The organism is Methylococcus mesophilus, from assembly GCF_026247885.1.
Lineage (GTDB): Bacteria > Pseudomonadota > Gammaproteobacteria > Methylococcales > Methylococcaceae > Methylococcus > Methylococcus mesophilus.
Genome location: NZ_CP110921.1, coordinates 3,128,753 through 3,155,093, shown reverse-complemented (window position 1 = coordinate 3,155,093; position 26,341 = coordinate 3,128,753). Strand labels below are relative to the sequence as shown.

The following is a 26,341-nucleotide window of genomic DNA, read 5'->3' as shown; positions in this document are numbered from 1 at the left end:
AGGGTCAGCGATGATAGGGATGGTTGTTGAGGAGGCTCCAGGCCCGGTACAGCTGCTCGGCCACGATGACCCGCACCAGCGGATGCGGAAAGGTCAGCCGGGACAGGCTCCAGCTTTCCGCGGCGCGCTGCCGGCAGGCCTCCGACAGGCCGTCCGGTCCGCCGACCAGGAGGGCGATATCCCGCCCCCCGCGCAGCCAGCGCGCCAAGGCGTCGGCCAGCTCGCGCGTACTCCATGCCTTGCCGCCCATGTCCAGCGCGACGACATGGGCGTTGCTGCCCACCGCGGCCAGCATCCGCTGGCCTTCGTCGGCAACGATGCGCTGGGTGTCGCAATTGCGGGTGCGCCGGCCCGGCGCGATCTCGCGCAGCACCAGAGCGCATTCGCGCGGCAGGCGACGGGCATATTCCTCGTACCCCTCGTTGACCCAGGACGGCATGCGCTCGCCCACGCAGACCAGGTTGAGTTGCATCGGGCGGGGTCAGGCCACCTGCAGCATGTTTTCCAATGCCTCGCGGGCCTCGGCGGCGATGGCGCCGGGGACCTCGATCCGGTTGACCACGTGACCTTCGACCAGATTCTCCAGCACCCAGAGCAGATGCTGCGGGTCGGTCCGGAACATGGTCGAGCACATGCACACCGTGGGCGAGAGGAAATGCACCGATTTGCCCTGCGGCTGGACCTCGTGGGCCAAGCGGTTGACCAGGTTAAGCTCCGTGCCCACCAGCCAGCGCGTGTTCGGCTCGGCCGCCCGGACGGTATTGAGGATGTATTCGGTGGAGCCGATGTACTGCGCCTTCTGGCAGACCTCGAAGCTGCACTCGGGGTGCACGATCACCCGGGTGTCGGGATATTGCTCCAGGAAACGGTCGATGTGCTCGGGGCGGAACATCTGGTGCACCGAGCAGAAACCGGCCCAGAGGATCATCCGCGCCCGCCGGATCTCGTCCTCCGTCAGGCCGCCCATGGGCTTGCCGAAATCCCAGGTGACCATCTCCTCCAGCGGGATCCCCATGCGGTAGCCGGTATTGCGGCCCAGGTGCTGGTCGGGGAAGAACAGGATCTTCCCGCGCCGGGCGAAGCTCCACTCCAGGATCTTCTGCGCATTGCTGGATGTGCAGACGATGCCGCCGTGGCGCCCGCAGAACGCCTTGAGGTCGGCCGCCGAATTGATGTAGGTGACCGGTGTCACCTCGCTTTCGGGATCGAGCACCGTCGCCAGCTCGCGCCAGCAGCGCTCCACGGCGACCAGGTTCGCCATGTCCGCCATCGAGCAGCCGGCGGCCAGGTCGGGCAGGATGGCGATCTGATCAGGCCGCGACAGGATATCCGCCACCTCCGCCATGAAATGCACGCCGCAGAAGACGATGTATTCCGCGTCCGACTGCGAGGCCAGGCGGGACAGCTTGAGCGAATCGCCGGTGAAATCGGCGTGCCGGAACACCTCGTCGCGCTGGTAATGATGGCCGAGGATCACGCAGCGCTTGCCCAGCGCCGCCCGCGCCGCGCGGATGCGGGTTTCGCACTCGGCATCGTCGAGCATCGCGTAATCGTGTATGGATAAAGCGGTTTCACTCATGGACTTCGTCAGCCGGTCTGGCGGAAGGAATAACCAAGTGGACTGGTATGTTATGACAAAGCGGGCCGGCGCGGCTTATTTCGGCTTCGCCAGCTCGACGAGGATGATCTCCGCCTCGTTCTCGCCGACGTTCTCGATGCTCATCCATTGCCCGGACTCCCAGAAGACTTGGCCCGGTTCGTAGGTATTGAATTGGCCGCCTTCCTCGACCCGCACCCGCCCCCGGACCACGTAGCGCGGCCCCGGCCCTTCGTGGGTGTGCAACGGCGTCTTGTAGCCCACGGGCAGAGACACCCGAGCCACCCGTACGTCGATACGCGGCGTTCCCGGCTCGAAGCCTTTCTCGAGCAGCTCCTGGCGGGAGAAGGACGGCTCCGCGGCAATGGCCTGGCCGCCCAGGCCGGCGGCAGCCAGCAACGGAAGCAGCACGCGAATGCGTGATTTCATGCGCTCCTCCTGCATCAGGCGCCCTGCTCTTCGACCTGCGGAACGCGCGCGCGCCGCTGCAGCCACATCACCCCGAACAAGTCGACGATGCCCACCCACAGGCGATGCCAGGTGCCGTATTTCGACACCCCGGAGAGGCGCGGCCGGTGATTGACCTCGACCGAGACGACCGGCGCGCCGGCCCGCTGGGTCAGCGCCGGCAGGAAGCGATGCATGTGGTCGAAATAGGGAAGCTCCAGGAACAGAGCGCGGGAAAACACCTTGAGGCCGCAGCCGGTGTCCGGCGTGTTGTCGCGCAGCAGGCCGCCGCGCACGGCGTTGGCGATGCGGGAGGAAAACCGGCGCCAGCCGGTGTCCTTGCGCTTCCGCCGGTACCCGGCCACCATCCCGCGGCCGGTTTCCCCGCCGAGCTGGTCCAGGGCATCGAGCAGGCGGGGGATGTCCGCGGGGTCGTTCTGGCCGTCGCCGTCCAGGGTGGCGATCCACGCCCCCCGGGCCGCCAGGATGCCGGTGCGCAGCGCCGTGCTCTGCCCGCAGCAGCGGACATGCCGGAGCACGCGCAGCGCGGCCACCGAGGCTTTCAGCGCGCGCAGCTTCTCCAGCGTCCCATCGGTGCTGCCGTCGTCGACGTAGACGATTTCGTAATCGCCCAGCGGAGTCAGCGCCTGGGTGATTTCGCCGATGAGGGATTCGAGATTGTCTATTTCGTTATGGACGGGAACGACGACCGAAAGGCGCATGGATATACCTTGGAATAGGAACGCTTAAAAGGGCTCAGACGTAATGGACGGCGGGCTCGCCGGGGACGATTTCGCCCAGGGGAAACGCGCTCTCGCCCTGGCCGCGCAAGGTCTCCAGGGTGCGAGCTTCGTCCTCCGCCGCCACGCAAACGATCATGCCGACGCCGCAGTTGAACGTCCTGAGCATCTCGGAAGTCTCCACTCCGCCCTGCTGCTGCAGCCATCGGAAAACCTCAGGCATCGCCCAGGCGGCGGTGTCGATCCGGGCCGCGGTTCCGGCGGGCAGCACGCGCGGCAGGTTCTCGGTGATGCCGCCGCCGGTGATGTGAGCCAGGGCATGGACCTCCACGCACTTCAGGAGTTCGAGCAGCGGCTTGACGTAGATCCGGGTCGGCTCGAGCAGCCAGTCGCCCAGGGCGCGGCCGGCGACCGGCGCATCCAGCCCCAGGCCGGAATGATCGACGATCTTGCGGATGAGCGAATAGCCATTGGAATGCGGCCCCGATGAGGCCAGGCCGATCAGCCGGTCGCCGGGCTTGACCCGGCTGCCGTCGATGATCGCATCCTTCTCCACCACGCCGACGCAGAAGCCGGCCAGGTCGTAGTCGCCGCCGGCGTACATGCCCGGCATCTCCGCCGTTTCGCCGCCGACCAGGGCACAGCCGGCCCGCTCGCAGCCCTGGGCGATGCCGGCGATCACGGAGGCCGCAACGTCCACATCCAGCTTGCCGGTCGCATAGTAGTCGAGGAAGAACAGCGGCTCGGCGCCCTGCACCACGATGTCGTTGGCGCACATCGCCACCAGGTCGATGCCGACGCCGCCGTGGCGGCCCGACTCGATCGCCAGCCGGAGCTTGGTGCCGACCCCATCGGTTCCCGCCACCAGCACCGGCCTACGGTAGCGATCCACCGGCAGCTCGAACAGTGAACCGAATCCCCCCAGCCCCGCCAGCACGCCGGGCCGGACCGTCTTCCGCGCCGCCGGCTTGATGCGCTCCACCAGGGCATTGCCGGCCGCGATGTCGACACCGGCGCTCTTGTAGTCGAAAGAGGGAGGATTTTCGGTGTTCAAGGAAACTCCTGCATGAAGATGGGGCCGCGCGGCCCGCCGGCCGTCCCCTGGCCAAGACGGCGCGCGTTCTGGAAAAGTTGACAGGTTAGTTTACCACCATCGCCCCGTCGTCGTTACCGCCGCCCAAGGCTTGACGGCCACCCCCCATCCGGAGATTATCGACGTCCCGTAAGGAGTGCGACCATGCGGCCAGAACACATCCCAAACATCATCAGCACCCTCCGGATATTCCTGGTCTACCCGGTCGTCCACCTGATGCTGGCGGAGCGCTACACCGGCGCCCTGGCGCTGTTCGTGGTTGCCGGCCTATCCGATGCGATCGACGGCTTCCTCGCCAAGCACTACGGCTGGCAAACCCGGCTCGGCTCCTACCTGGACCCGCTGGCGGACAAACTGCTCCTGGTCTGCTGCTTCGTCGCCGGCGCCTGGCTCGGCCTCCTCCCCGTCTGGATGGCCGCCGCCGTGCTCCTCCGCGACGCCGTGATCGTCACCGGCGCCATCGCCTACTACCTGCTGCTGCACCCCTTCGACGGCCAGCCCATCCTCGCCAGCAAGCTGAACACCCTGCTGCAACTGGCGTTCATCGTCGCCATCCTCTTCAACCGCGGCGTCTCCGAACTGCCCCCGTTCCTGCTCGACTCCCTCCTCGCCGCTACCCTCGCCACGACGATCGCGAGTGGAGCGATCTACGTCTACGTCTGGGGGCGGAACTATCGGCTGGAGACGGCGCAGGGGCGAGAATGAGGTTTTCCGGCCTTGCAGAAGGCGGTTTTCCGGATGTGCAAGGCGGGTGCTTCGCGCGGGCTTCCTCGGACAGGAACCCACCTTCCAGGCACTAGCCGGAAAGGCCATCGTCCTGCGTGTGCTTGAAAAGCCCATTCCCTAAGCACGGATCTGCGGCAGCGCCCGAGAATCAGACCGAGCAGATCAGCCGATCACCACGGGCAAGGATTGAGACAGCCCCGCAGGACGGGCTCTGATGTTTCAATATGCGTCTTCTGATTCCGCAACCTTGATCTCATCAAGACGACGCCGAATTCAAGATAGGCCGGGACATTGCCTTTGTCGGCGTAGACGAACAAGGCAGCTAGCATGCCGAAACATTGCGCATCGCCCCCGCAAATCGGTGGCAAAAATTCGTCCGATTACGCTGCCCTAATCGGGTCTACACGTGCGGTATAGTCCGGCCCGCCGCCGCATCCGAGCAATCGCCCAACAGTAGACCGACCGCTTCATTTTCAATTCAAACCATGGATAAACCGATTACCTCTGTCAAGAGCAGCCCAGCTCTTGCGTGTCTGTCTCTTGCCTGCGCAGCCCTGCTCGGCTGCACGGAGCAGAACTATAAACCGGCCCCGTTGCCCATATTCATGCGCGAGCCCGGCGCCGCAATCAACTTTCCAGGCCCCGAAGGGGCGCCGTCAACGCCGCCGACTCCTGCAACGGCAGGCGGCGGCGAGAAGAACACAGAAACCCTGGAACTCAGCCTGGACAGCGCAATCTCCCGGGCGCTCGAAGCCGATCCGGAAATCAAAGCCGGTTACGAAAACCTCCGCCAGGTGGAAGCGGATCTGGTGACCGCAGGCCTGCTGCCGAATCCGGAATTGACCTCGGATCTGCTGATGATGCCGTGGGGCCAGCCGTTCCGCGCCACGAAGCAGGGCGGCCCGACCCAAACCGACGCCATCGTCGCCTTTCCGATCGACTGGTTCATTTTCGGCAAACGGGCTGCGGCGGTCGTCACCGCCCAAAAGGGGCTGGACGTCTCCACGGCCCGGTTCTCCGACCTGCTGCGCCAGCGCATCAGCGGAACCATCGCGGCGTATTACAACGTCCTCGAGGCCGAGGCGCTGCTCGAACTGGCGCAGATCGACCTGAAAAATCTGACCCAGTTGGAACATGTCATCTCCAAGCGGGTGGCCTACGGCGACATCCCGACCATGGAACTGGATCGCGTCCGCCTGAACGTCTTCGCCGCCACGCGGGAACTGCGCGCTCAGCAAGCCGCACTGGCTTCCACCCAGGCCAAGCTGCGCTCGTTCCTGGGCTATGCCAAAAGAATCCCGCTAAAACTCCAAGGCAGCCTGGACGTCGCAAAACCGGCCGCGCCATTGACTGCCGAAACCGCCTTTTCCCTCGCCGAAGAAAACCGCCCGGACCTCATCGCACTGCAGCACCAGATCGCCATGGCGGCGGCAAACGTCGAGCTGGAGGAGCGGCGCGCGTATCCGATGGTCAGGCCCGCCTTCGGCTATACGAAGCAGTTTCAGAACGAGATGGACCAGCCCAACGCGGAATCGTGGAACGTGATCCTGCAAATGAACCTGCCCTTGTTCGACAGGAACCAAGGCAACATCGCCAAAGCCCGCTCTCAAAAAACGCAAGCCGAGCACAATCTGACTATGCAACTCGTCAACATGAGCGCAGAAATCGTCCAAGCGGCGGAGAACTTTCGGGCCGCTCACGACGCATTGATCCTGGACGATCCCGGCCAGACCACGGCAGCGAGCCATGTGCGCGACAAAATCCGTCTTGCCTTCGAATTCGACGAAAGACCGCTTATCGATGTGCTCGACTCCCAGCGCACTTTCCGCGACACCTATAAACTCCATATCGCCAGCCGCTCCAATTACTGGCATTCGCTCTATGCCCTCAACGCGGCCATCGGAAAGCAGGTGCTCCGATAATGGCAAAGCCGCAGGACAGCGCATTTATCGCGGACGACAAGTTTCGCAAACGCGGGCTATCTACGCGGGCGATCAAAAGCCTGAGTCTCCGGAAAAGCCGAGGCGGTACAGTTTGCATCTGAGGCTTCGCCCCCAGCCCATTCGAGAGCCTGCCGCGTGTCATCGAATATGCGCACCTCAATTTGAGCTCGGCGTATGTCTCCCTCAGTGCGTCTGTCTAAGATGAGAGAGACGGTGTCAGCTTGTCCATACTTCTCTCCCGGTGATCAAATGATGGCTAACGCCGGCGGTAAGCCGTTCCGGAGCGAAGGAGCAGGCGCGATAGCGATCGTCCCGCTTGAGCTCAATGTTCGGCTTGGCATTTCACTGATCCGATAACCGATCATCTTTACGATTCCCGATGACCTCGACCATTTCTATAATGGAATCCGCAACTTTATGAGCATGGAGTTTATTGGTCATAAGAGATATATGGTTGGCTTCCGTCATAACCTGAAATGAGCTATTCCGCGACAATTCCAGCCAGGTGCGCTGCTGCCTCAAATGCCATTCGGCAAATTTCGATGCGGTTTCTGCATCTAGTCCGACAAACTGTCCAGCCACTATGACTTTAAGTGGAAGATCGTTTAGCGATTTTAATGGGTAGATTTGTTTCAGCGTATCAGGTAAATAGCTATATTCCCGGACAACAGTGTCCAGATAGTCGGGGCGAGAAATCCAAGCCTTAGCAATCGCTTCTTCCTCTGGAGGAAGTCCCGTCGCAATATTGAAAAGGCCTAAACCAACAACAGCACGCATTACTCCGACAGAAGCCAGATAAGGGAACACTCTTGCAGTAGGTGGTGTCCAGTCTTCGACCTTGGGTAAATCAATTTCTGCATAGGTTTCCAAGACTGATGGGCTGGTGGCATCGACCAGAATCAATCCCGCCACCTCTTGAGGATAATTCGCGGCAAACATCCGGGCATAAGCGCCGCCGATCGAGTGACCGACGAGTAGGTATGGCCCGGGAATATTTGCGTTCTTCAATAACTTGTAGAGTTGCTGGCTGGTATTGATGGCATCCATGGGTAGATCAGTTGGAGAACTCCAGGCGTACCCAGCCCGATCATAAGAACAGACGCGTGAGCTTTTTGCCAGTTCCGGTTGTATCCACGCCCAAGCCAGCGATGAGGCACCCGCACCTCCTTCAAGCAGGATGGTCAACCGCCCTTCACCCGTGCAATAGATATGAAATTGAAGGCCTTCGACGGTGACTATTCGACCCGGTGGATGGTATTTTTCAAAGTCGGCTTTTGTTGCGAAATACTGATAGATAGCACCTACCAGCGCCAGCACGATTGATAATGCAAGCGCAGCTTTCATGCCGCGTAATGTCCATCGGCCTAGGACACGAAATAGATTACGCATATCTACCGCCAATTCCCCCTAATGAATGCAAGAATTGATATGGCCCAACATTTAAGCTAACCGGCGCTGCACGGCTTTATCGCGCAGCGTCCAGCGACCGAAGGGAGCGGGGTTGAGCGTGATGTTAGGCACCAGCGCCCACTTGCGCAAGAATGAATGTCGCGCGCTCTTGAGCCGACGCCTTGGGAATAACACATATTTCATAACCCGCTTCGACATACGCGGAAATTGTTGGCGCATAGGATTTGGCTGCCCGCTCGAAGGTATGTATGCGCTCGTGATCGCACACATAAATCTCCAGCCAAGGCTCGGCCACAAAAACTGTATTGGCATAGCGATACTGAGTAGCTGCCACATGATAATGCCCCTTGCCAGAGCCTAGAAACCTTGACCATTCGGGGATGCCGCGGTCAAAGAACACAGGCGCCTTGAGCATTTGGGCTTTTTCATAGTCTTCGATGCTGCGTGCGAGAACCGCTTCCATAAAAACTGTGCGATCACCAGAAGGAAGAGTCGTGCCGTTGCATTTCAATTGTTCGCGCATGATTGCAAGGGCAGCTTCCGGAAAAGTGGAATAACCAAGATCATTCAGCGCGGCTATGAGCGTTGACTTGCCGGCTCCCGAGGCTCCAGTGATCACATGAAATTGTTGGCTGCTCATGATGCAAATTCTGATACCTAACGCATGAGGTAACCGGCCGCCGGAGCGGCGGAGCCGCGTAGGGCGCCGAGAAGCGCAGCTTCTCGGCGGTCCGTGTTGATCGAGCGGTTAGGCGCGCGTTTGTTCAATACCATCTTGGATTGCCTTCTTTAGACTTTCCAAGTCAATATCCTTGAGGGCCTTGAACCTAATGCAGTAGCCCGTGACGGTTGCCTTTCCGATCGTGGGCGCGTACTTTTCTTGCAAATACTTTTTGTCGCCTATCCCCATGATGTAGACCGACAGACCCGTTGAGTTCGCGCTAATACCTGTTTGATAAAACTCTTTGGTTTTCCCATCAGCGTAATTTTTGTTTAGCGTGCCATAGCCAATGCTTGGGTTGGAGACAACCTTGCCGCTTTGGTCTTTGCCGTCAAGAAACCAAAGTTTGAAATCTGGTTTCATCTCCAAAATAGTGCCATGGAGCCTCCGCATGTCGGTTTGCTTGGGCTCTGGTATCGATTCGAGATAGCGATCGATCTGATCATCTAGTGACATAGCACGCGTCATGGGGAGATTAGTGAAGCGCCCAACGCTTGAATTAAGCCGCGCCGCGAAGCGGCGTCGGCTTGAATTAATTGTTAGGCCATGGACTACTAGGCACGAACCGCCGCTTCGATTTCGGCAATGTCGATCTTCTTCTGCTTCATCATCGCCGCGATCGCCTTGGTCGACACATTCTTGTCGGCCCTCAATGTCAATTCTGTCAGCCGCCTTGGGAAAACCTGCCACGACACCCCGTAGCGATCCTTGAGCCAGCCGCAGTGGCTTTCCTCGCCGCCATTCGTGGTTAGCGCTGCCCAAAGCCTATCGGTCTCTGCCTGATCGTCCGTCTCGACCGAAATCGACACTGCCTCGGTTAGGGTGAACATCGGTCCTGCATCGAGTATCTGATACGGCACCCCGCCCAGCATGAAGTCGATTAGCCAAGAAGACCCATCTCCGGCAATATCAAAGGTTGCCTCGATCCGGCTTCCCGGAATCAGAGCGCAGTAAAACTCTGCGGCCTCACGACCGCGACCGTCACGGAACCAGAGACAGGTACGTATGGAACTGGTCATCGTGTTGCTCCTCGTGTGAGTAGGTTGATGCAGCATTTTTGCGTGCCCAACGTCGTAGCTCAGGGGCGCGGAGCCGGCTTGCCGGCGGAGCGTCCCACTTGGAGCGCGGGGTTATGCATGGACCATGATGAGGCTACTGGGGGTTTCCCCTTCAACATAGAACCCATGCTTTTCATAAAACGCCTTTGCCACTTCATTGATTTTGAAAACCTCCAGTCCTATGTTCTTAGATTTCTTGTCGGCCGCAGCAATAACCGAAGCAAGAAGTTTTGTCCCAATCCCATTCTGCTGGTGGCGCGGGTTAACAACGATCATCCTTATAAATATTTTACCATCTTGGTTTTCGATGTGGGAATACCCGACTAGCTCGTGCCCTTTCAGTACCAGCGTAATTCCTTGGAGATCAAAGTGGGCAGAGAAATCACTGCGTTGCCACTGTTCATCCCAACCCCATATCTCGGAAATAAAGCCCCGCATCACCAAGCGATACAATTGGTAGATTGCCTCTCTATCTGATTCTTCAGCATTTCGGAAGGTGAAAGTCACGGCAATGGACTGAATGCATAACTACAAATGGACACCCTATAAGGCGCAACTTCTTGCGCCTTATAGGGGTATAATTTGTCAGCGACTCTACACAACATGCTCTGTAACTGCAACGTCACATTTATGAACACCCCAAGATTGAAGTTGATTACACCATCAGCCGCGCCGCAACAGCCAAAGCTCCTCGATCAGCCCCGCAATAAAATTCGGTTAAAGCATTACAGCCTGCGTACCGAAAAAGCCTATGTGGACTAGGCACGGCGTTATATCTTTTTTTACGGCAAACGCCACCCTGCGGAAATGGGGACGGCCGAGGTCGAGGCTTTTCTGACCCACTTGGCAGTCGAAGGAAGGGTTGCTGCCTCGACGTAGAATCAGGCACACGCGGCGTTGTCGTTCCTTTATCGGGAAGTGCTGCAGCAGGAGCTGCCTTGGCTCGTAAGGGGTAGAAGTCGCAAAGGAATCTCGCCGCCTGCCGGTCGTTCTAACTCATGCCGAGGTCAAGGTGTTGCTCGATCGTTTGCAAGGGGTGCACAGCCTGATCGGCCGGCTCTTGTACGGGACGGGAATGCGGCTGATGGAGGTTATGCGGCTGCGGATCAAAGACATCGAGTTTGAGCGCAAGGAAATCATGGTGCGGGACGGTAAAGAATTCAAAGACCGAGTGACGATGTTGCCCGCAGTCCTGATCGACCCGATGAAATCACATTTGCAATCAATCAAGCGACAGCACGAGAACGATCTCCGGACCGGGTTCGGCAGCGTTTATCTGCCCCACGCCCTGGAGCGCAAGTACCCCAATGCCGGAAAGGAGTGGGGCAGGCACCCACTCCGAATACCAAGCTGCATCTGAGCACCTCGGTCGACCGCCAGACGCAGCGCCTGCGCCGGGCCGAGCGCGAGCGCCCTGGGGGCTAGCGAGGAGTGATCGCCTCAAGTCGTGGCCGGCCCCGTTTCACGGATCATGATTGACCCACTCGAACCGCTAATGTTGGCGGGATGCGGACTGAAGAGCTGATAGACTGTTTTCGTGCCGATCGAACCGGAAAACGAGCGTTCCTTCAATTGCAGCAGGTACGTCACATGCATCCATTGATCCAGGAAAACCGGCAGGCCATCACAGAGCTTTCCCGACGCTATCGGGTGCGGAGTCTGGAGGTCTTCGGTTCCGCCGCACGTGGAACCGACTTCGATCCGGCAACCGGCGATGCGGACTTTTTCGTCGAGTTCTCGCCGTCATCCGACGGTGCCTCTTTAAGGGCGTTTGTCGGGCTGCAAGCCGATGTGTCCCGGATCCTCGGCCTCTCCGTCGACCTCGCGGAAGCTTCCGCCATACGCAACCCCTATATCCGGGCCAGCGTAAACCGAAGCCGTGAGGTCGTGTATGGAGCGTGACTCGCGCGCTTATCTATGGGATGTGCGAGAAGCCGCTGAGGCAATAATGGAGTTCACGGCCAGCAATAGCCTTCAGGACTACCTCGACGATCGGATGTCGCGTTCGGCCTACGATGTCCACGAACGATACCCCCTGGAACGCAAAGCAGGCAGAACGTGAAACCACCCCCCGCCAATTCAAGAACCCGCTTGAGCGCCACGGTCGACCGCCAGGCCCAGCGCCTGCGCCGGGCCGAGCGCGAGCGCCGCGGGGTGCTGGCGCAGACGGCCTATCTCGGCACGCTGGGGCTGGTGTTCGTGCTGCCGCTGGTGGCGGGGGCGTATCTGGGGCGATGGCTGGATCAGCACAGTGCGGGCTATTCGATCCGCTGGACGCTGAGCCTGTTGTTCCTCGGGCTGGTCGTCGGCGCCTGGAACGCCTGGCAGCTGATCAAACGGCATGAGGATTGAGCAGGGATGGAGCAGATCGACTTTTTCGCCAGAGTCCTCGGCCACATCGGGCCGGTGGCGATCAGCGACAGCCTCCTCACTTCGGTGCTGGTGACGGGCTTGCTCGCGGCGGTTTCGGCGGTCCTGACCCGGCGCAGGACGGCGCTGCCGGACCGCGTTCAGGTGGTCCTGGAAGGCATCGTGTCGGCCTGCGAGAACGCGGTGCGCGACGTGATCCCGACCGCTTACCGCGAGGTCACGCCGTTCATCATGAGCCTGTGGCTGTTCCTGGCGACCGCCAACCTGATCAGCCTCATTCCCGGCTTCGATTCGCCCACGCGGGATTTGTCGGTGACTTCGGCACTGGCCGTGCTGGTGTTCTTCTCGGTGCACTGGTTCGGCATCCGACATCAGGGAATCCGTTCCTATCTGAAACATTACCTGACACCGAACCCCATCCTTTTGCCTTTCCATCTGATCGGCGAAATCACCCGCACCCTGGCCCTGGCCATCCGGCTGTTCGGCAACATGATGAGCATGGAACTGATCGGGCTGCTGCTGCTGGTCATCGGCGGGCTGTTCGTGCCGGTGCCGATCCTGCTTCTGCACATCGTCGAGGGCTTGGTGCAGGCGTATATTTTCGGCATTCTGGCACTGGTCTACATCGCCGGCGGCATCCAGTCCGGCCCGCAACAGGAGAACAGCTCCCCATGAACGACATGACCGGATTCGTCAGCCTCTCCACCGTAGCCGCGGTGGCCGGCATCGCCGTGGCGGTGATGGTGCCGGCGGTGGCCATGGGTCGCGCCATCGCCACCGCGCTGGAAGCCCTGGCCCGGCAGCCGGAAGCGGAAAAGTCCATCATGCGCACCTTGTTCATCGGCCTCGCAATGATCGAATCCCTGGCTATCTATGCGCTGGTGATCGTGCTGATCGTGCTGTTCCGCAATCCGCTGATCGAATACCTCGGCCGCTGACCGTGGACCTGAACCCTTCCACCTTCGTTCTGGAAGTCGTCAATTTCCTGATCCTGGTGTGGCTGCTCAAGCGCTTTCTGTACCAGCCGGTGAGCGCGGCCATCGACGAACGGCGCCGGCAGATCGCCCGGACGGTGGACGAGGCCCACGACACCCAGGCGGCGGCGGAAGCCTTGCGGATGCAGTACGAATCGCGGCTGGCCGATTGGGAAACCGAAAAACGGCAGGCGCGCGAAACCTTCAAACGGGAACTCGAAGCGGAACGGCAGCGCGCTTTGGGCGAGCTGGAGAAGGCGCTGGACGCCGAACGGGAAAAGGCCCAGGTACTCATCGAGCGCCAGCGCCGCGACATGGAATCGGACCTCGAGCGCGAGGCCCTGCGCCTGAGCCGGCAGTTCGCTGCCCGCTTTCTCGAGCGGCTGGCCGGGCCGGAGATGGAAGCCGCCCTGCTCCGGATGTTCGGCGAGGACCTCGCCGCCATGGACCCCGAGCATTGGCTCGCGCTGACACGCGCGCTGGAGGAACCGGAACGCGCCGAAGCCGAAATCGCCAGCGCGTTCCCGCTGAAGCCCGAATCCTGCGCCGGCCTCACGCGGATGATCGAAAACCGTACCGGCCGTACCATCGCCTGGCGTTTCCGCGAGGACCCGGCCCTCATCTGCGGCATCCGGCTGCGGGCGGGCCATCTGGTGCTCGCAGCCAATGTCGGGGAGGAACTGAAGTTTTTTGCGGACGGTGCGGAGAACTCCCTTGGCGGCGGGTGAACCCCGGCCGCTCCGGAGTCACTGCAGGTCTTGCACGGCCTTGACGGCCGCACGGGCGTCGACGATACCTGCGCCGCACGCGCCCTGAAGGTCGGTCGCGCACCGGGTCCCCTCCGGGAACGGACGAGCCGTCGCCGTGAGGGTGTCCCTGACCTTCTGGGGATTAAGCCTGCCCCCGGTATCCGCCGCCAGCATCAGCGACACGACGCCGGAGACCACCGGCGCCGCCATGCTCGTTCCCTGCTCCCAGCCGTATTTCATCCCGTCCGCAGCGGGGCGCTTCTTGCTGGCGTTGACGGTCGACAGGATGCCGTTGGAATCGCCGTCAGCGGTTTCCCCGCCGGGCGCAGCCAGGGCGACTTGTTGTCCGAAGTTGCTGTAGTCGGCCAGGTTGCCGTCGGGGCGGACCGATGCCACGGCGATGACGCCATGGCAATTTGCCGGCGCCTTGTTGGCGGTGTCCTCGCCCTCGTTGCCGGAAGAGACCACCACGACGGCATTGCGCGACAACGCATAGTCGATGACCGCCTGGTAGGAATCCGAACAGGGGCCGTCCCCGCCCAGGCTCAGGTTGATCACGCGCGCGGGCAGTGGATTGGCTTCGGTGCCGGGCACATCCGACCTCCCCGCCGCCCAATAGATGCCATCCGCGATGTCCGCATCGTCGCCCCCGCAGGCCGCGAGCACCCGGACGGGAACGATCTTCGCGAACCAGTCGACCCCGCTGATGCCTCGGCCATTGTCGGTCGCCGCCCCGACCGTTCCCGCCACATGGCTGCCGTGCCAGGAACTGGGTTGCGCTTCGGAGTCTTCCCCGCAGTAACCGGCCCGCCGCCAGTCGCCCTCGTCCTTGGGTTTGGGATCGCGTCCGTTGCCGTCACGCGCCAGTTCGGCATCGCTCACCAGGTCCCAGCCGACGATGGCGGTGCGATCTTCGTCCGCGAACACCATCCGGCTTTTCAGATCCGGATGCGTCGGCTTGAACAGAATCCCGGAGTCCACCACCGCCACCGCGACCTCCGGCGAACCGCGCGTCAGCTCCCAGGCCGCCTGAACGTTCGCCGATCCGGCCTGAGCCCCGTCGCCGCTGTGCAGATGCCATTCCTTCTTGAACTTGGGATCGTCGGGCACGACGGTCCTGGCGTACTTCATCCGGACCGGATCGGCATACACCACTCCTGCCGCCTCCTCCAGCTTCCGTTCGATCTCCCGGGCTTCGTTTTCGTCGACCGGACGGGCCAGCCGGTACACCCTGGCACCGGTCGTGGACCGCGAGGGCGCCAGCCCGATACCGGCGATGGCCGCCAGTCGCGTGATCTCGGCTTCCACGGTCTCGCCGTCTCCGCTCTTCAGCTTGACGATGAATTCCCTAATCGCCGGCCGGACCTCCGCGGCTTTGGCCTGCTGCCGGGAAGACCGCACCGGCTGGCCGCCTTCGCTTTCCGCCCATAGCACACCCTCCGCGGCCCCCATGCGCCGCACCGCCGCCTGAACATCCGCGCTGGAGATACCGGAGGGAAACTCGAGGATCTGCGCACCGGTGCGGGTATTGCCGCTCCATGTCAGCGCGACGCCGGTGGCCGCCCGCCACTGGCCCAGCAAAGCCGGATCGGCCGGACGGGGCGCTTGCGTCCCCACGTCCGCCTTCAGCATGACGAAGGCCTTGGCCGGCGCATCCACCGCCCAAGCATCGGGAGGCGCGGCTCCCAGCAGCAAAGCTGCCAGCACGGCCGCAACAGTGACAGAAGGATGGTGAATACGCGGTTTCGTCATTCCTGCACTCCAGACAATACAAAATTCGGTTTCACTTTTCAGGCCTTAGCGCAAGCGCGAAAGACGACAACACGAGCCCGCTTCCTTCACCGCAATATGAGTGGCCCAAAAGAGCACTTCGAAAAAAGGTGCTTGCCGCTCGTCACTTAATCAACACAACGCCGCTGTACCCCGAGGCACCGGCTAAACGTACTGTCTGTCTATCGATCCTGCCCCAAATAATAGCGAAACCAGGCAATTTGCTCCTGCGCCTGATACAACGCGTTCTTGGGCTCGTGAATGCCATGACCCTCGCCGTTGAATTCCACCATTCGAGCCGGGGTGCCTCGGCCCGAGATGCCCGCGTAGAAGTTCGCCGCGATGCCGACGGGCAGAAAATCCTGACTGCCGTGGAAAACCAGCGTGGGGGTCACCACGCGAGCGGCTTGATAAACCGGGGAATCCGCGCGGTACTTCCTCAGGTTCTGATAGGGGGTTTTCCCTTCCAGAAAAGCTATGAACGCGGCATAGCCGGAGGCAAATTCGGCGGGAATGTCGAGGAGGCTGCAAGCCGGATTGGCCGCGGCGTAAAGACCGGGATGCCGCGCCACGCTCTGGCTTGCAAAATAGCCGCCGTAGGAACACCCTGAAATTCCGACCCGCTGTTTGGAAGTGTAGCCTTTGGCCACCAGCCTACGCACGAACTGGGCGGCCTCATCGATATCTATCCGGCCGAAGTTGCGGCCGTTTGCCAGATCGAACCATTGCCTTTCTCCCCAGCCCGGACGCATCTGTAAAGGCAGCATCAGAACGGAAATGCCGAAGTTGGGCAACAAATTGAAAGGCGACTCGGCGACGGCGCTCCAACTGTTGATCATCTCGCCGCCGGGGCCTCCCTGCTGCCACAATACCATCGGAACATTCCGAGGGGGAAATTCCGTTCCGGCAGGTTGGATGAGATAGGCCGAGCGCTGCGCGCCGCTTTTGACAGGGAGCGAAATCGTATGAACCTGAACGGAATTCTGCGCCTTCGCCTGGGCATTATCTGCCGTCAAAGCGGTCATGGCAGATCCATCCAGACTCATCCGGTATAACTCCGGTGGATCGACAAAGGAGCTGTGAGCGAACACCAGCCGCTGCCGAGCGGCTGTGGCCCAGACCGTCCCATACTCCCCTTCCGCGGCGCTGATCTTTTCGAGCACTCCACTCCCCGTGCCATACCGATAAAGCTGAACGCTCAAACCATCGACAGTCGGAAACAGGACATCCTGTGAGGAAAGATAAAATGGCTGTTGCAGGTAGCTGCCGAGCTCCGGCTTATCCAGTCTGGCGATCGGATTCAGTGTCGCATCATAGAATTTGTAAACCGTATAGCCTTTTTCCGGATAAAAGATCGGATATTTGCGTCCGCGCAGGCTTACCGGCGGCTCTGCAAGCGCCATGAACGAGGCGCCGTCCGGACTCCATGACATGCCTTTGAAGATATCGCCACCGCTCTGTCCGGCAAGGAGTTGTGAATGCTTCGATTCCTTCAGGTCAAAAATTTCTACCGCATTTTCCTGGACAAACGGATTATCCGCCGGATCAAGCTGCCCCAAAGCCGACTGGGTCAGCACATCAATTACACTTTCCCTGCCTCGCGAGCTTTCGATGGGGATGATGGTCCGAACGAATCCCAGCTTGCTGCCGTCTTGGGACCAGGCATAGGGCGTCACGGCACCGAAATCGTACAACGCCGTACCTGCCGGCAAAGTGAGGAGCGGGTGCTTTTTCCCCGTCGACTGATCGAAAATGGAGTAGGTTACCCCCTCGCTCGCCACCATGAAGCGGGGGCTGCCTTCCCCCTCGCCCTCGGATGCGTACAACCCCAATGGCGCCTTGATGTCGAATGGATCGACACCCGTCGCCGAAGAACGTGGGACTGAAACTCTCCCTTCCGAAATCGCCGTGTCGGGTTTGGCCGTCAACAGCAAAAGCCGGCCATCCGGGGAAAGGCTCGCCGGGGTATCGCCAGCATTCAGCAATAACGGACTCCGGGAAATTTTACCGGTTATAGAGTCGACTCGAAGCAACACCCATGGGGTCTCCCCGACCTCTCCCTTCGCCCAGGTCAATATCTCCGTTCCGTTTGCCCAACGTAATGCTTTAGAGCCGTCCAGGACCGGTGGTTGTGTTCCTCCGAAGCCCACCGGGGTAAAACCGCCTGTCTCGATATCCAGAAAACCTAATGCATCTTCATTATTTGGGCGCAAAACCAAGGCAACCCTTCCGGCCGGATCGATGCCGCTGAGCACACGAGGCGCGGCTGCGGCTTGAAGTATTCGGATTTTTTCGACTTCTTCCGCGGAAAGTAAATCGCCCGGCACCTCGTCCACGCCTACGATCAGCCTTTCATCAGGCTGGCCGGGAGGCATGGCACCGAGCGCGCTTATCGATGAGAAACCAACGAAAGCGACAAAAATGATGAGTCCTGCATAGCGGGCCATGATAGCTTCCTTCAATAGCTTTGCTGGCGATAGTACGGAATTACCTTTCAAACTGTATTCCCCTGTCTATGTGGAATACCTGGCAAGTCATTTTCAATTTCGTTGGGCTCAATTCCTTGGATAGGTATCGAATTTCGCGCCAACCCGCTTGCTCTCGCCCATCTTCACCACGCAGGTTGTCTTCTTGCCAAAACAGGCGCCACTCCAACCCTTGAAGCGGGAGCCTTCGCCCGCTGCTGCCGTCAACACCACTCGAGCCCCTTTCTCGAAACTGGCAAAGGTGGCCCGGCAATCTTCCCGGCAGGACAATCCGGCGGGTTCGCTGTGGATGGTTCCGGTGCCCTTGCCCTTCTTTATCAATTGCAGCGTCTTTGTCTTGGCACTGGCAGGGCGGAACGAGACGCTTGCGGTCTTGTTGGATTTCATGGTCAAGGTACAGGATTCTTTCGGAGGCCCTATCCACTGCCCGCAGTCGCCCGACCAGCCGCTTATCACTTGGCCGGAACCCGGCTTGGCGAACAAAAAGACATAGCTGCCCTCCTCGAAGGCGGCGTTACAGACCGTCCCGCAATCGATGCCCTCCGGTGAGCTGGTGATGGTCCCTTCGCCCGACTTGGCTACGGTGATGGTGTAGGTGCGCGGCTGGGGGTTGTCGCTACCTCGTTTGCTTTGAACGATGCCGCCGTTCAACCACACCGCGGTGACGTTGCCAGCATCATCAGCGACGACTTGGGGAAACGCGCTGGCTGTTCCCGCCTCGGCGAGTTGGGTGACGCCCCCCCAGCTTCCCGACGCGTAACGGGCACTTTGGACGCTCACGCCGTGATCGTCGACGCGCTCCCAAACGACCGTCACCGTTCCCGCGCTGGCGGAGGCCACCTTTGCCGAGGGCAAACCTCGCTCCCCCCAGGTCTCGAGTTTGCCCGCGACGCCGATGTCCACGGCGCTGCTCCAGCCTTCATTGCCGAAGCGGGCACTCTGGATGACCAAATCGGTACCCACCTTGGCACCCCAAACCGCGGTAACGTTGCCGGTTCCGTCGACCGCAACTTGCGCCTTGGCGGCTTGAATGCCTGCCCGGCTCAGATCTATCGGGGCAGTCCAGGCGCCGGCACTGAATCTGGCGCTCTGGACGGTCCGTTCCGCAGCGCTGGCCAGTTCCCAGACCACCGTGACATTGCCGTCCGAGTCCGTTGCCACGTTCGGCCGCCTTGCATCATTTCCCGGGACGCTGATTTCGACGGGAGCAGCCCAGTGTCCCTCGCTGAACCGGGCACTTTGGATGGTTACGCCGCCGTCACCCCCGCGTTCCCATACTGCAGTCAGGTTTCCCTTGGCATCCGCTGCCACTTGAGGAAACGCCGACCCTGCACCGGCATCTCCCAGGTCGACGACTCCCTCCCAGTTCCCTCCGATCGACCGCGCGCTTTGGATAGTGCTTCCGCGCTGCCACACGGCCGTGACGTTGCCGCTTGCGTCCCCGGCCACAGCGGGAGACCGCGCATCCAGGCCAGGGGCGCTGAGGCCGGTCGGGCCGCTCCAGCTGCCGTTGCTGAACCGGGCGGTCCGGATCGCCCGCTGCTCGCCGGTTTTCGACTCCCAGACGGCAGTCACGGCGCCAGCCGGCTCCGCCACGGCACGGGGCTGCCAATTGCTGCCCGTGCGATCGATATCGACGCCCCCGCTCCAGCCGCCGGTGCTGAAGTGGTTGCCCTGCAGGATCGTAGCCTCGTTCGAATTGTCGAGCCCCCACACGACGGTCACATTGCCGCTCGCATCCACCGCTACCGCGGGATTGCGAGCGATCCGGCCCGCGGCGCTGAGATCGACGATCTGATCCGACCACGACCATTCCGCCAGTGCGCGCGCTGGGAAGCAAACAAGATTTGCCAGGACGCCCAGGGCGCACAAAAACGGAATGGCGGAGCGCCCAGTGGAGCGGACTTCGCTTTCAATACGGAACATAGGCAAGGCACGGTCTCCGAATGTTGATGGCTCAAAGGGTGAAACTTGCTTCGTCGCGGTGGATGGGGAGGCGGGAGATATCCCTCCTGTCACCTCCCTAATCTATCGGCACCACCCCGATGCCAACCGCCGGACATAGACATCCGGATCGCCTTTACCGTCGGCGTTCGGCGTCAGGCCCGGGGCGTCGGAGGTGAAAACCACGGCACTGCCGTCGGCGCTGATGACGGGGAAAAAACCCGCACCGCGCGCCTCCTTGCCCTTGCCGCTCACGCTTACACGGAGCGTCTTGCGGGTCTGCCGGTCATGGACAAACACATCCTCATCGCCATTGCCATCGTCCGGCACCAAATTGGTGGCCTTGCTCTGGAAGGCGACGCAGCGTCCGTCGACAGTGACGCTGGCATAATCGCTGTCGCCGTCGGCTTGGCCACCATCGGTGGCGACACTGACCCGTTCGCTGATACCGGTTTCGAGGTCTCGCAGGAAAATGTCTCGTTTGCCGTTGCTGTCGCCCGCAACCAGGTTGGACGCGGAGGAAACGAATCCCACGTAGCGGCCTCCGGCGCTGAAGACAGGGCCATAGCTGGGAGCGTTGCCCTGCTCGCCCGTCGAAGACTTGCTGATACGCGTGGTCTCACCGCTGGCCAAGTCGCGCAGGAAGATGTCGCTGACCCCGTTGCTGTCATCGGCAACCAGATTCGTCGCCTCGGACATGAAGACGATGCGGCTGCCGTCGCCATTCAGGCTGGAGAGGGAGCTTATGCCGTCGCCTTGCTCGCCGCTGCTCGCGATGCTGACAAGCTGGATGACTCCACCGGCACCGCGGAGAAACACGTCAGGGAGACCATTGCTGTCACCGTTCACCAGATTGCTCGCCGACGATGCCCAGCTTACGACCCGGCCATCGCCGCTGACCGCCGGATACAGGCTGTCGCTGTCGGCGCCCGCCGCTGTAGCAGGGACGGAGAGGCAGAGGGGTCGCGTTTCCCGTTCCAAGGCATCCTGCCGAAAAATATTCGTGACGCCCGGAACGGCGCAAGCCGGATCGATATCCGCCGCATCGGAAGCGAACACCACCACCGAGCCATCGCCGCTGATCGCGGGAAAAAGACTGTTGCCGGTGGCCTGTTGTCCTTCACCATTCCGGCTGATCAACCTGCGATGGGCAGCGTCATCCTCCCACCGGAAAATCTGATCGCGCTGCTGTTCGCCGCGCTTCCGAACCACATTGGTGATGTAGGCCACACGGCTTGCGTCCGCGCTGACCGAAGGCAGGCCGCTGGTCCGTACGGGCGGACTGACGGCCTTGAGGGTCGGCACGGCGGCCTCGGCAACCCCTCCCGACAGCAGCGCCACCAGCACGCAGAGCGGCAAGACAGGATTCGAGTCAACACGGCCGCTGTAGCCAAGGCGATTAATCATACTGGATCTCCAAACAGGCCAAGTACTCAATACCAATCTCAACGGCAAGGTCCGTGCTTTTTATTGGGACAGATCGTCGACCCTGTCGTGATAGCAGCCGCAAGATTAGCGCCCTTCGCTCCGGAAAGGTCGGCTCCATTCAAATCCGCGCCGTATAAATTCGCACTAGATAAGTCCGCGCTGGACAGATTAGCCCGCGACAGATCGGCCCTGCGTAGGATAGCTCCGCTCAAATCCGCCCTGGGCAGATTGGCAGACTCCAGGTTCCCCATACTCAGGTCGACACCAGCCAGATCCGCACCAGGCAAGTTGGCCTTCCACAGATCCTTTTTAAAATCAATAAGGGACGCTTCGGGGGCCCACGCAGGGCCGTCCAAACGAATCAAGATATTGCCTTGCGTCGCCATCGCCCAGCTCTGCTTATTCATCACACGCCACACCCCGCCACCTACCCAACGCAACTCCACGACGGGAGGAAAATCAAGGGTTTTCCATCCCCACCAGTTATAATATATCTCTAGCCTCGCCGTTTGCTCCTTGGAGCAGCCCAATTCATCCAGGTCGAAGGTGCGATATTGTTCAACTGGGATATCGCCGGCATTAAGTTCTTTGTCACAGCCTTTCAGTGCGAAACTGGCAACAAACCATCCGTAGTTTGTTACTGTCACCGAAGCGGCGTGAGCCTCGGCGGCAATCGAAAGCAGCAAACACATGCCGAGTTTAATGATACCTGCCAGAAACCGCTGCTGTAACGTGATAGTCGGGTTATTCAGCATATATCTCCTACCATATCCTCTGACAAACTCATGACAGTCTCCGATTGCCAACTGGAAAACTCGCAGATCGTCGGCATGATCCATCGATCCCATCCGGGCAGAAAGAGGGATCGCTATGGCATTATTTCGAATGTTTAATATTTTGCGAGCAACGTCGCCTGTCTACTGAACCGGACAATTTGCATTATTCGCCGAACCATCGGGCATCCGGGTCCGGCAGAAAATCGCTCCGGTCAGGCGGGCGCCGGCCAGATTCGCCCGCTCCGCACCATCCCTTGAGGTCGGTGGCGCAACGCGAACCTTCCGGAAACGGCCGCTTGGATGAAATCCGCCGCCAGCCTGTTCATTGCAAATCCTGTTTTCCCGAAAGGCAGTGACCCGGTGATGTTACCGATGACACCTTGGCGTTTCGTGAAATCCAATGTGCCAGCGCGTTCGAACGCCAATATCGCGTCCAGGCCGACATCGTAGATAAAATCGAGGCACTCGTTTTTACTCTACGTCCACGATTTGTTGCCGCAGTGTCCACAAGGCTGGCGGCCCGCTTTCGTACCAAAGCCACGGGGGAGCCAATTCGAATGCGCATGATCCAACGGTCCGTCGCCAGCGATGAAAAAGCACCTGCGCCAAGAGGGCAATGACTTGAAGGGCGAATCAGAAAAACTTCCGGACACCGTCCCGATCGCCCGCTTCGATCTGGGCGGTCTTCCAGCAGAGGACCGCTATTCGATCTGGAAGGAGAGCATTTCCGTCGTTTTCGACGTGGAGCGGGAGGTCGAAACAGGCTCTGCGCCGTTTGCCGCAGCGCTGACGACTTGTCATCTCGGCTCCATGCTGCTGGTGGACACGGCCAGCGTCGGGCAGTCCTTTCAGCGCAAATCGCCGCTGATCGCGCGCGACGGGCTGGACCATTGCATCATCCAGGTTTACCAAAACGGCACGACCCGCGGCCAATGGGGTAAGAGACACAGTACCGTACGGCCGGGCGATGTCTTCCTGCTCGACCTGACCCAGCCGCTGGATTCCTGCGCCAGCGATTTCCGCAATCTGACCCTGATGCTGCCGCGTGATTTGCTGGCACCTCATCTTGGCGCGCCCGAGCGACTGCATGGTCAGTCGCTGGCCCATGACTCGGCCCGCGGACGCCTGTTAGGCCAGCACATTCGCACGCTGTGGGAGGTCGCGACGACGCTGAGTTCCGAGGAGGCCCACCGTATTTCACAGGGACTGGTCCATCTGATCGGCGCCTATTTCGGCGAAGGCCGGGTCGAGGAAGACCGTCCGGAAGCCGGAGCCGCCTTGCTGGAGACGGTACGCCGCCATATTGCGGATCATCTGGGCGATCCCCGGCTGACGCCGGAATCCCTGGCGGCGTACTTCCGTGTGTCGCGTTCCTACCTGTATTCCCTGTTCCAGCCACTGGGGGGAATCACCCGTTACATCCAGCAGCAACGGCTGCGGCGCGCTTTCCTGGAACTGACCCAGCCGGCCTCCCGGCCTAGGCGTGTCAGCCAGATCGCTTACCGGGTGGGCTACCGCAATGAGGCCCATTTCAGCAGGAGCTTCCGTCATGCCTTCGGCATGAGTCCGAGCGAAGCACGGTCCATCGGCCTGCAGGCCGTCCGCTATACTGCCAAGGGTCATGACCAACCCATCGATCGCCGCTATGAACGCTGGGTCAGAGAACTTAACGCCCCGGATTTCTGAGCCGTCATCCGCGCGCGCGAAAACCACCCGCCTCGGCGACTACCGGCCCCGACTGCGCATCGGCGAATACGGCACGGTGGCCTCCGTCGGGGACGGCATCGCCTGGATCACAGGCCTGCCGTCGGCGGCAATGGACGACGTGCTGATGTTCGAGGACGGGAGCTGGGCGGTGGTGTTCGCCCTGACCCGGAAGCGCATCGGCGCCGTGCTGCTGCACCAGACCGACACCCTGACCGCCGGCACTTCGGCCCGGCTGGCCGGGAGGACACTCGACGTTCCGGTCGGCGAGGCGCTGCTCGGGCGGGTAATCGACCCGATCGGCAATCCGCTGGACGGCGGGCGTCCATTGGAATCCCGCACCCGACGCCCGCTCGACAGCCCCTCGCCCCCCATCGTCGCGCGCGACTTCGTGCAGCAGCCGCTCTACACCGGCACCCGGCTGGTCGACACCCTGGTGCCGATCGGCAAGGGCCAGCGCCAGCTCATCATCGGCGACGAAGGAACCGGGCGCAGCAGCCTGGCGATCGACGCGGTCCTGAACCAAAAGGGCCGCGATGTGCGCTGTGTCTACGTGCTGATCGGCCAGAAGCGATCCGCGGTCGTCGGCACCATCGACCTGCTGCGCAACTACGGTGCGCTTGTCTATACCACGGTCGTGGTGGGCGAAGCCGGCGCGCTGCCGGGCCTCAAATACCTGGCCCCGTTCGCCGGCTGCGCCATCGCCGAAAGCTGGATGGCGCTGGGGCACGACACCCTGGTGGTCTACGACGACCTGAGCACCCACGCCCAGACCTATCGCGAACTGTCGCTGCTGCTGCGGCGCCCGCCGGGGCGGGAGGCCTATCCGGGCGACATTTTCTATCTCCACGCCCGGCTGCTGGAACGCGCCACGGTGCTGAATCCCGCCAACGGCGGCGGTAGCATGACGGCGCTGCCGATCGTCGAAACCCGGCTCGGGGAAATCGAGGCCTACATCCCCACCAACCTGATTTCGATCACCGACGGCCAGATCTACCTGGACCCGGACCTGTTCGCCGCGGGCTTCAAGCCGGCCATCGACGTCACCCGCTCGGTCTCCCGCATCGGCGGCAAGGCCCAGCATCCGCGCATCAAGGAAGAAGCCGGGCGGATGAAGCTGGACTATCTGCAATTCCTGGAGTTGGAGATATTCACCCGTTTCGGGGCGCGGCTGGAAAGCGGGATGGAAGCGCGGATCCGACGGGGGCGGCTGCTGCGGGAAATCCTCCGGCAGGAGCGCCTGCAGCCGCTGCCGCCTGAGTTCCAGCTCGCCTGGATGATCGGCTACAGCGAAGGGCTGCTGGACGCCGTTCCGCCCGCCGCGGTTCAGAACACTTTGAACGCGTTGAACACGGCAGTCCGGAGCGGCTGTCCGGCGCTGGAGGCTGCGCGCGGCGAATGGGTGAAGTGGCTGAGGCAAAATCTGCCGCGGCCGGGACAGGACGGTCCGTGAGCCGGCGCCACATCCTCCGACGGCGGATGAAAACGCTGGGCGAAATCGCCGGCATCCTCGAATCCATGCGCACGCTGGCCGTGATCGAGAGCCACCGGCTGACACGTTCCGTGGAATGCCAGCGCCATCTGGAGGCGGCGCTGCGGAGCACCGCGGAGGAACTGCTGGGCCACTATCCAGCATTGCTGCCCGTCGAGCCTGCTGCGGCCGCCTGGCTGGTGGTGGGTTCCGAACGCGGCTTCTGCGGCGATTTCAACACCCGCCTGCGCGCCGCCCTGGAGCGGCGGTGGTCTCCGGGGGAGCCGGCGATCGTCGTGGGCAGCCGGATCGGCTCCGAATTCGCCCTCGACGTTCCCCTCTGCCGGCAACTGCCCGGCCCACTCACCGCGGAAGAAACCGCCGAACGGCTTCCCGCACTGATCGATGCCGTCAACCAGCTCCTCGAGAACCATGGCCCCCTGCAGATCATCGCGCTGCACCATGCAGACGATGCGGAAACGGTGCTGGAGACGCGGATCGTCCCGCCATTCGGCAAGCCGTCCGCAAGATCGGAACGCCCGTTTCCGCCGTTGCTGTATCAGAAGCCAGATGCGGTCTTCCGCCACCTCGTCGAACATTATCTGTTCGCCGTGCTGCACTGGCTGCTGGACCGCTCCCTGTTGAGCGAGCACCAATACCGGATCCGTCACCTCGACGGCGCCACCCGCCGCATCCAAGACACTCAGGAAGCCTTGCGTTCCGGCAACAACCGCCTTCGGCAGGAGGAGGTCACCGAGGAACTGCAGGTCATCCTCCTGGGCGCGGAAGCCCTGGATCCGGCTTGAAACGCACCGGCCTGTTGCGCAAACTGGCCAAGCCGTTCCGGTTTCTTGCCACCCTAGATATGTCCGCCTCTTGAGGGTGCGCCATGGCCAAACCGCCGGAAGACGCACCGCAAACGCCGACCCGAAGC

The 26,341-nt window shown here is 61.4% G+C and carries 27 protein-coding genes; 12 read left to right on the top strand and 15 right to left on the bottom strand.

What is annotated here, in order from left to right; translation table 11 throughout:
* Positions 1 to 4: 4 nt before the first annotated feature.
* From rlmH to purM, 5 genes are all read right to left on the bottom strand, one after another.
* The gene (rlmH, locus tag OOT43_RS14990) at positions 5 to 472 is read right to left on the bottom strand and encodes a 23S rRNA (pseudouridine(1915)-N(3))-methyltransferase RlmH (RefSeq protein ID WP_266021365.1); all 468 of its coding nucleotides are present in this window, start codon (positions 470 to 472) and stop codon (positions 5 to 7) included.
* A gap of 9 nt (positions 473 to 481) precedes the next feature.
* Positions 482 to 1,579, bottom strand: a complete 1,098-nt coding sequence (gene nadA / locus OOT43_RS14985; protein ID WP_266021364.1) for a quinolinate synthase NadA — start codon at positions 1,577 to 1,579, stop codon at positions 482 to 484.
* A 75-nt stretch (positions 1,580 to 1,654) separates the two neighbouring features.
* Entirely contained in the window at positions 1,655 to 2,026 is a 372-nt protein-coding gene (locus OOT43_RS14980; RefSeq protein WP_266021363.1) for a cupin domain-containing protein, read from the bottom strand.
* A 14-nt stretch (positions 2,027 to 2,040) separates the two neighbouring features.
* The gene (locus tag OOT43_RS14975) at positions 2,041 to 2,772 is read right to left on the bottom strand and encodes a glycosyltransferase family 2 protein (protein ID WP_449406840.1); all 732 of its coding nucleotides are present in this window, start codon (positions 2,770 to 2,772) and stop codon (positions 2,041 to 2,043) included.
* 28 nt (positions 2,773 to 2,800) lie between these two features.
* Positions 2,801 to 3,838 (bottom strand): phosphoribosylformylglycinamidine cyclo-ligase, encoded by a 1,038-nt coding sequence (purM, locus tag OOT43_RS14970; protein WP_266021361.1) that lies wholly within the window; start codon positions 3,836 to 3,838, stop codon positions 2,801 to 2,803.
* Positions 3,839 to 4,021: 183 nt separating this feature from the next.
* Here purM and OOT43_RS14965 point away from each other — a divergent pair, with 183 nt between their 5' ends.
* Together OOT43_RS14965 and OOT43_RS14960 are read left to right on the top strand one after the other, a co-directional pair.
* Positions 4,022 to 4,582: a CDP-alcohol phosphatidyltransferase family protein gene (locus OOT43_RS14965; RefSeq protein ID WP_266021360.1), complete on the top strand. Its 561-nt coding sequence runs from the start codon at positions 4,022 to 4,024 to the stop codon at positions 4,580 to 4,582.
* A gap of 359 nt (positions 4,583 to 4,941) precedes the next feature.
* Positions 4,942 to 6,525, top strand: coding sequence for a TolC family protein (locus tag OOT43_RS14960; RefSeq protein WP_266021359.1), 1,584 nt, complete (start codon positions 4,942 to 4,944; stop codon positions 6,523 to 6,525).
* A 363-nt stretch (positions 6,526 to 6,888) separates the two neighbouring features.
* Here the strand turns inward: OOT43_RS14960 and OOT43_RS14955 are convergent, their stop codons facing one another.
* From OOT43_RS14955 to OOT43_RS14935, 5 genes are all read right to left on the bottom strand, one after another.
* Positions 6,889 to 7,890 (bottom strand): alpha/beta fold hydrolase, encoded by a 1,002-nt coding sequence (locus OOT43_RS14955; RefSeq protein ID WP_266021358.1) that lies wholly within the window; start codon positions 7,888 to 7,890, stop codon positions 6,889 to 6,891.
* A 169-nt stretch (positions 7,891 to 8,059) separates the two neighbouring features.
* Positions 8,060 to 8,596, bottom strand: a complete 537-nt coding sequence (locus OOT43_RS14950) for an AAA family ATPase (protein ID WP_266021357.1) — start codon at positions 8,594 to 8,596, stop codon at positions 8,060 to 8,062.
* 108 nt (positions 8,597 to 8,704) lie between these two features.
* Positions 8,705 to 9,133 carry a DUF1801 domain-containing protein gene (locus OOT43_RS14945; protein WP_266021356.1) on the bottom strand — a complete coding sequence of 143 codons (429 nt, stop codon included), beginning with the start codon at positions 9,131 to 9,133 and terminating at the stop codon, positions 8,705 to 8,707.
* Between the two features lie 98 nt (positions 9,134 to 9,231).
* Complete coding sequence (locus OOT43_RS14940) at positions 9,232 to 9,696, bottom strand: VOC family protein (RefSeq protein WP_266021355.1); 465 nt, start codon at positions 9,694 to 9,696, stop codon at positions 9,232 to 9,234.
* 111 nt (positions 9,697 to 9,807) lie between these two features.
* Positions 9,808 to 10,242: a GNAT family N-acetyltransferase gene (locus OOT43_RS14935; RefSeq protein WP_266021354.1), complete on the bottom strand. Its 435-nt coding sequence runs from the start codon at positions 10,240 to 10,242 to the stop codon at positions 9,808 to 9,810.
* A gap of 300 nt (positions 10,243 to 10,542) precedes the next feature.
* Here OOT43_RS14935 and OOT43_RS20640 point away from each other — a divergent pair, with 300 nt between their 5' ends.
* The 7 genes from OOT43_RS20640 to OOT43_RS14905 all read left to right on the top strand — a co-directional run bounded on the left by OOT43_RS20640 (position 10,543) and on the right by OOT43_RS14905 (position 13,807).
* Positions 10,543 to 10,614, top strand: coding sequence for a hypothetical protein (locus tag OOT43_RS20640; protein WP_394358063.1), 72 nt, complete (start codon positions 10,543 to 10,545; stop codon positions 10,612 to 10,614).
* Positions 10,615 to 10,747: 133 nt separating this feature from the next.
* Positions 10,748 to 11,095 carry a tyrosine-type recombinase/integrase gene (locus tag OOT43_RS14930; protein WP_266021353.1) on the top strand — a complete coding sequence of 116 codons (348 nt, stop codon included), beginning with the start codon at positions 10,748 to 10,750 and terminating at the stop codon, positions 11,093 to 11,095.
* A 146-nt stretch (positions 11,096 to 11,241) separates the two neighbouring features.
* Positions 11,242 to 11,637 carry a nucleotidyltransferase family protein gene (locus OOT43_RS14925; protein WP_266021352.1) on the top strand — a complete coding sequence of 132 codons (396 nt, stop codon included), beginning with the start codon at positions 11,242 to 11,244 and terminating at the stop codon, positions 11,635 to 11,637.
* A 156-nt stretch (positions 11,638 to 11,793) separates the two neighbouring features.
* Positions 11,794 to 12,087 (top strand): AtpZ/AtpI family protein, encoded by a 294-nt coding sequence (locus OOT43_RS14920; RefSeq protein WP_266021351.1) that lies wholly within the window; start codon positions 11,794 to 11,796, stop codon positions 12,085 to 12,087.
* Between the two features lie 6 nt (positions 12,088 to 12,093).
* The gene (locus OOT43_RS14915; RefSeq protein ID WP_266021350.1) at positions 12,094 to 12,780 is read left to right on the top strand and encodes a F0F1 ATP synthase subunit A; all 687 of its coding nucleotides are present in this window, start codon (positions 12,094 to 12,096) and stop codon (positions 12,778 to 12,780) included.
* A complete protein-coding gene (atpE, locus tag OOT43_RS14910; protein ID WP_266021349.1) occupies positions 12,777 to 13,043 on the top strand; it encodes an ATP synthase F0 subunit C in 267 nt (88 codons plus the stop codon). The genes OOT43_RS14915 and atpE overlap by 4 nt, the downstream gene beginning before the upstream one ends.
* Before the next feature lie 2 nt (positions 13,044 to 13,045).
* A complete protein-coding gene (locus OOT43_RS14905; protein WP_266021348.1) occupies positions 13,046 to 13,807 on the top strand; it encodes a F0F1 ATP synthase subunit delta in 762 nt (253 codons plus the stop codon).
* Positions 13,808 to 13,825: 18 nt separating this feature from the next.
* Here the strand turns inward: OOT43_RS14905 and OOT43_RS14900 are convergent, their stop codons facing one another.
* From OOT43_RS14900 to OOT43_RS20470, 5 genes are all read right to left on the bottom strand, one after another.
* The gene (locus OOT43_RS14900; protein ID WP_266021347.1) at positions 13,826 to 15,580 is read right to left on the bottom strand and encodes a S8 family peptidase; all 1,755 of its coding nucleotides are present in this window, start codon (positions 15,578 to 15,580) and stop codon (positions 13,826 to 13,828) included.
* Between the two features lie 200 nt (positions 15,581 to 15,780).
* Entirely contained in the window at positions 15,781 to 18,045 is a 2,265-nt protein-coding gene (locus OOT43_RS14895; RefSeq protein ID WP_266021346.1) for an alpha/beta hydrolase family protein, read from the bottom strand.
* Between the two features lie 108 nt (positions 18,046 to 18,153).
* Complete coding sequence (locus OOT43_RS14890) at positions 18,154 to 20,010, bottom strand: InlB B-repeat-containing protein (protein WP_266024940.1); 1,857 nt, start codon at positions 20,008 to 20,010, stop codon at positions 18,154 to 18,156.
* Positions 20,011 to 20,112: 102 nt separating this feature from the next.
* Entirely contained in the window at positions 20,113 to 21,435 is a 1,323-nt protein-coding gene (locus tag OOT43_RS14885; protein ID WP_266021345.1) for a TolB family protein, read from the bottom strand.
* Positions 21,436 to 21,473: 38 nt separating this feature from the next.
* Complete coding sequence (locus OOT43_RS20470) at positions 21,474 to 22,295, bottom strand: pentapeptide repeat-containing protein (RefSeq protein ID WP_317134003.1); 822 nt, start codon at positions 22,293 to 22,295, stop codon at positions 21,474 to 21,476.
* A gap of 525 nt (positions 22,296 to 22,820) precedes the next feature.
* Here OOT43_RS20470 and OOT43_RS14875 point away from each other — a divergent pair.
* From OOT43_RS14875 to OOT43_RS14865, 3 genes are read left to right on the top strand one after another with little or no spacing between them, the layout of a single operon-like run.
* Positions 22,821 to 23,918, top strand: coding sequence for a helix-turn-helix domain-containing protein (locus tag OOT43_RS14875; RefSeq protein WP_317134002.1), 1,098 nt, complete (start codon positions 22,821 to 22,823; stop codon positions 23,916 to 23,918).
* Complete coding sequence (locus OOT43_RS14870; RefSeq protein ID WP_266021344.1) at positions 23,878 to 25,389, top strand: F0F1 ATP synthase subunit alpha; 1,512 nt, start codon at positions 23,878 to 23,880, stop codon at positions 25,387 to 25,389. Before OOT43_RS14875 ends, OOT43_RS14870 begins: the two co-directional genes overlap by 41 nt.
* Positions 25,386 to 26,213 (top strand): F0F1 ATP synthase subunit gamma, encoded by an 828-nt coding sequence (locus tag OOT43_RS14865; RefSeq protein ID WP_266021343.1) that lies wholly within the window; start codon positions 25,386 to 25,388, stop codon positions 26,211 to 26,213. Before OOT43_RS14870 ends, OOT43_RS14865 begins: the two co-directional genes overlap by 4 nt.
* Positions 26,214 to 26,341: the final 128 nt, after the last annotated feature.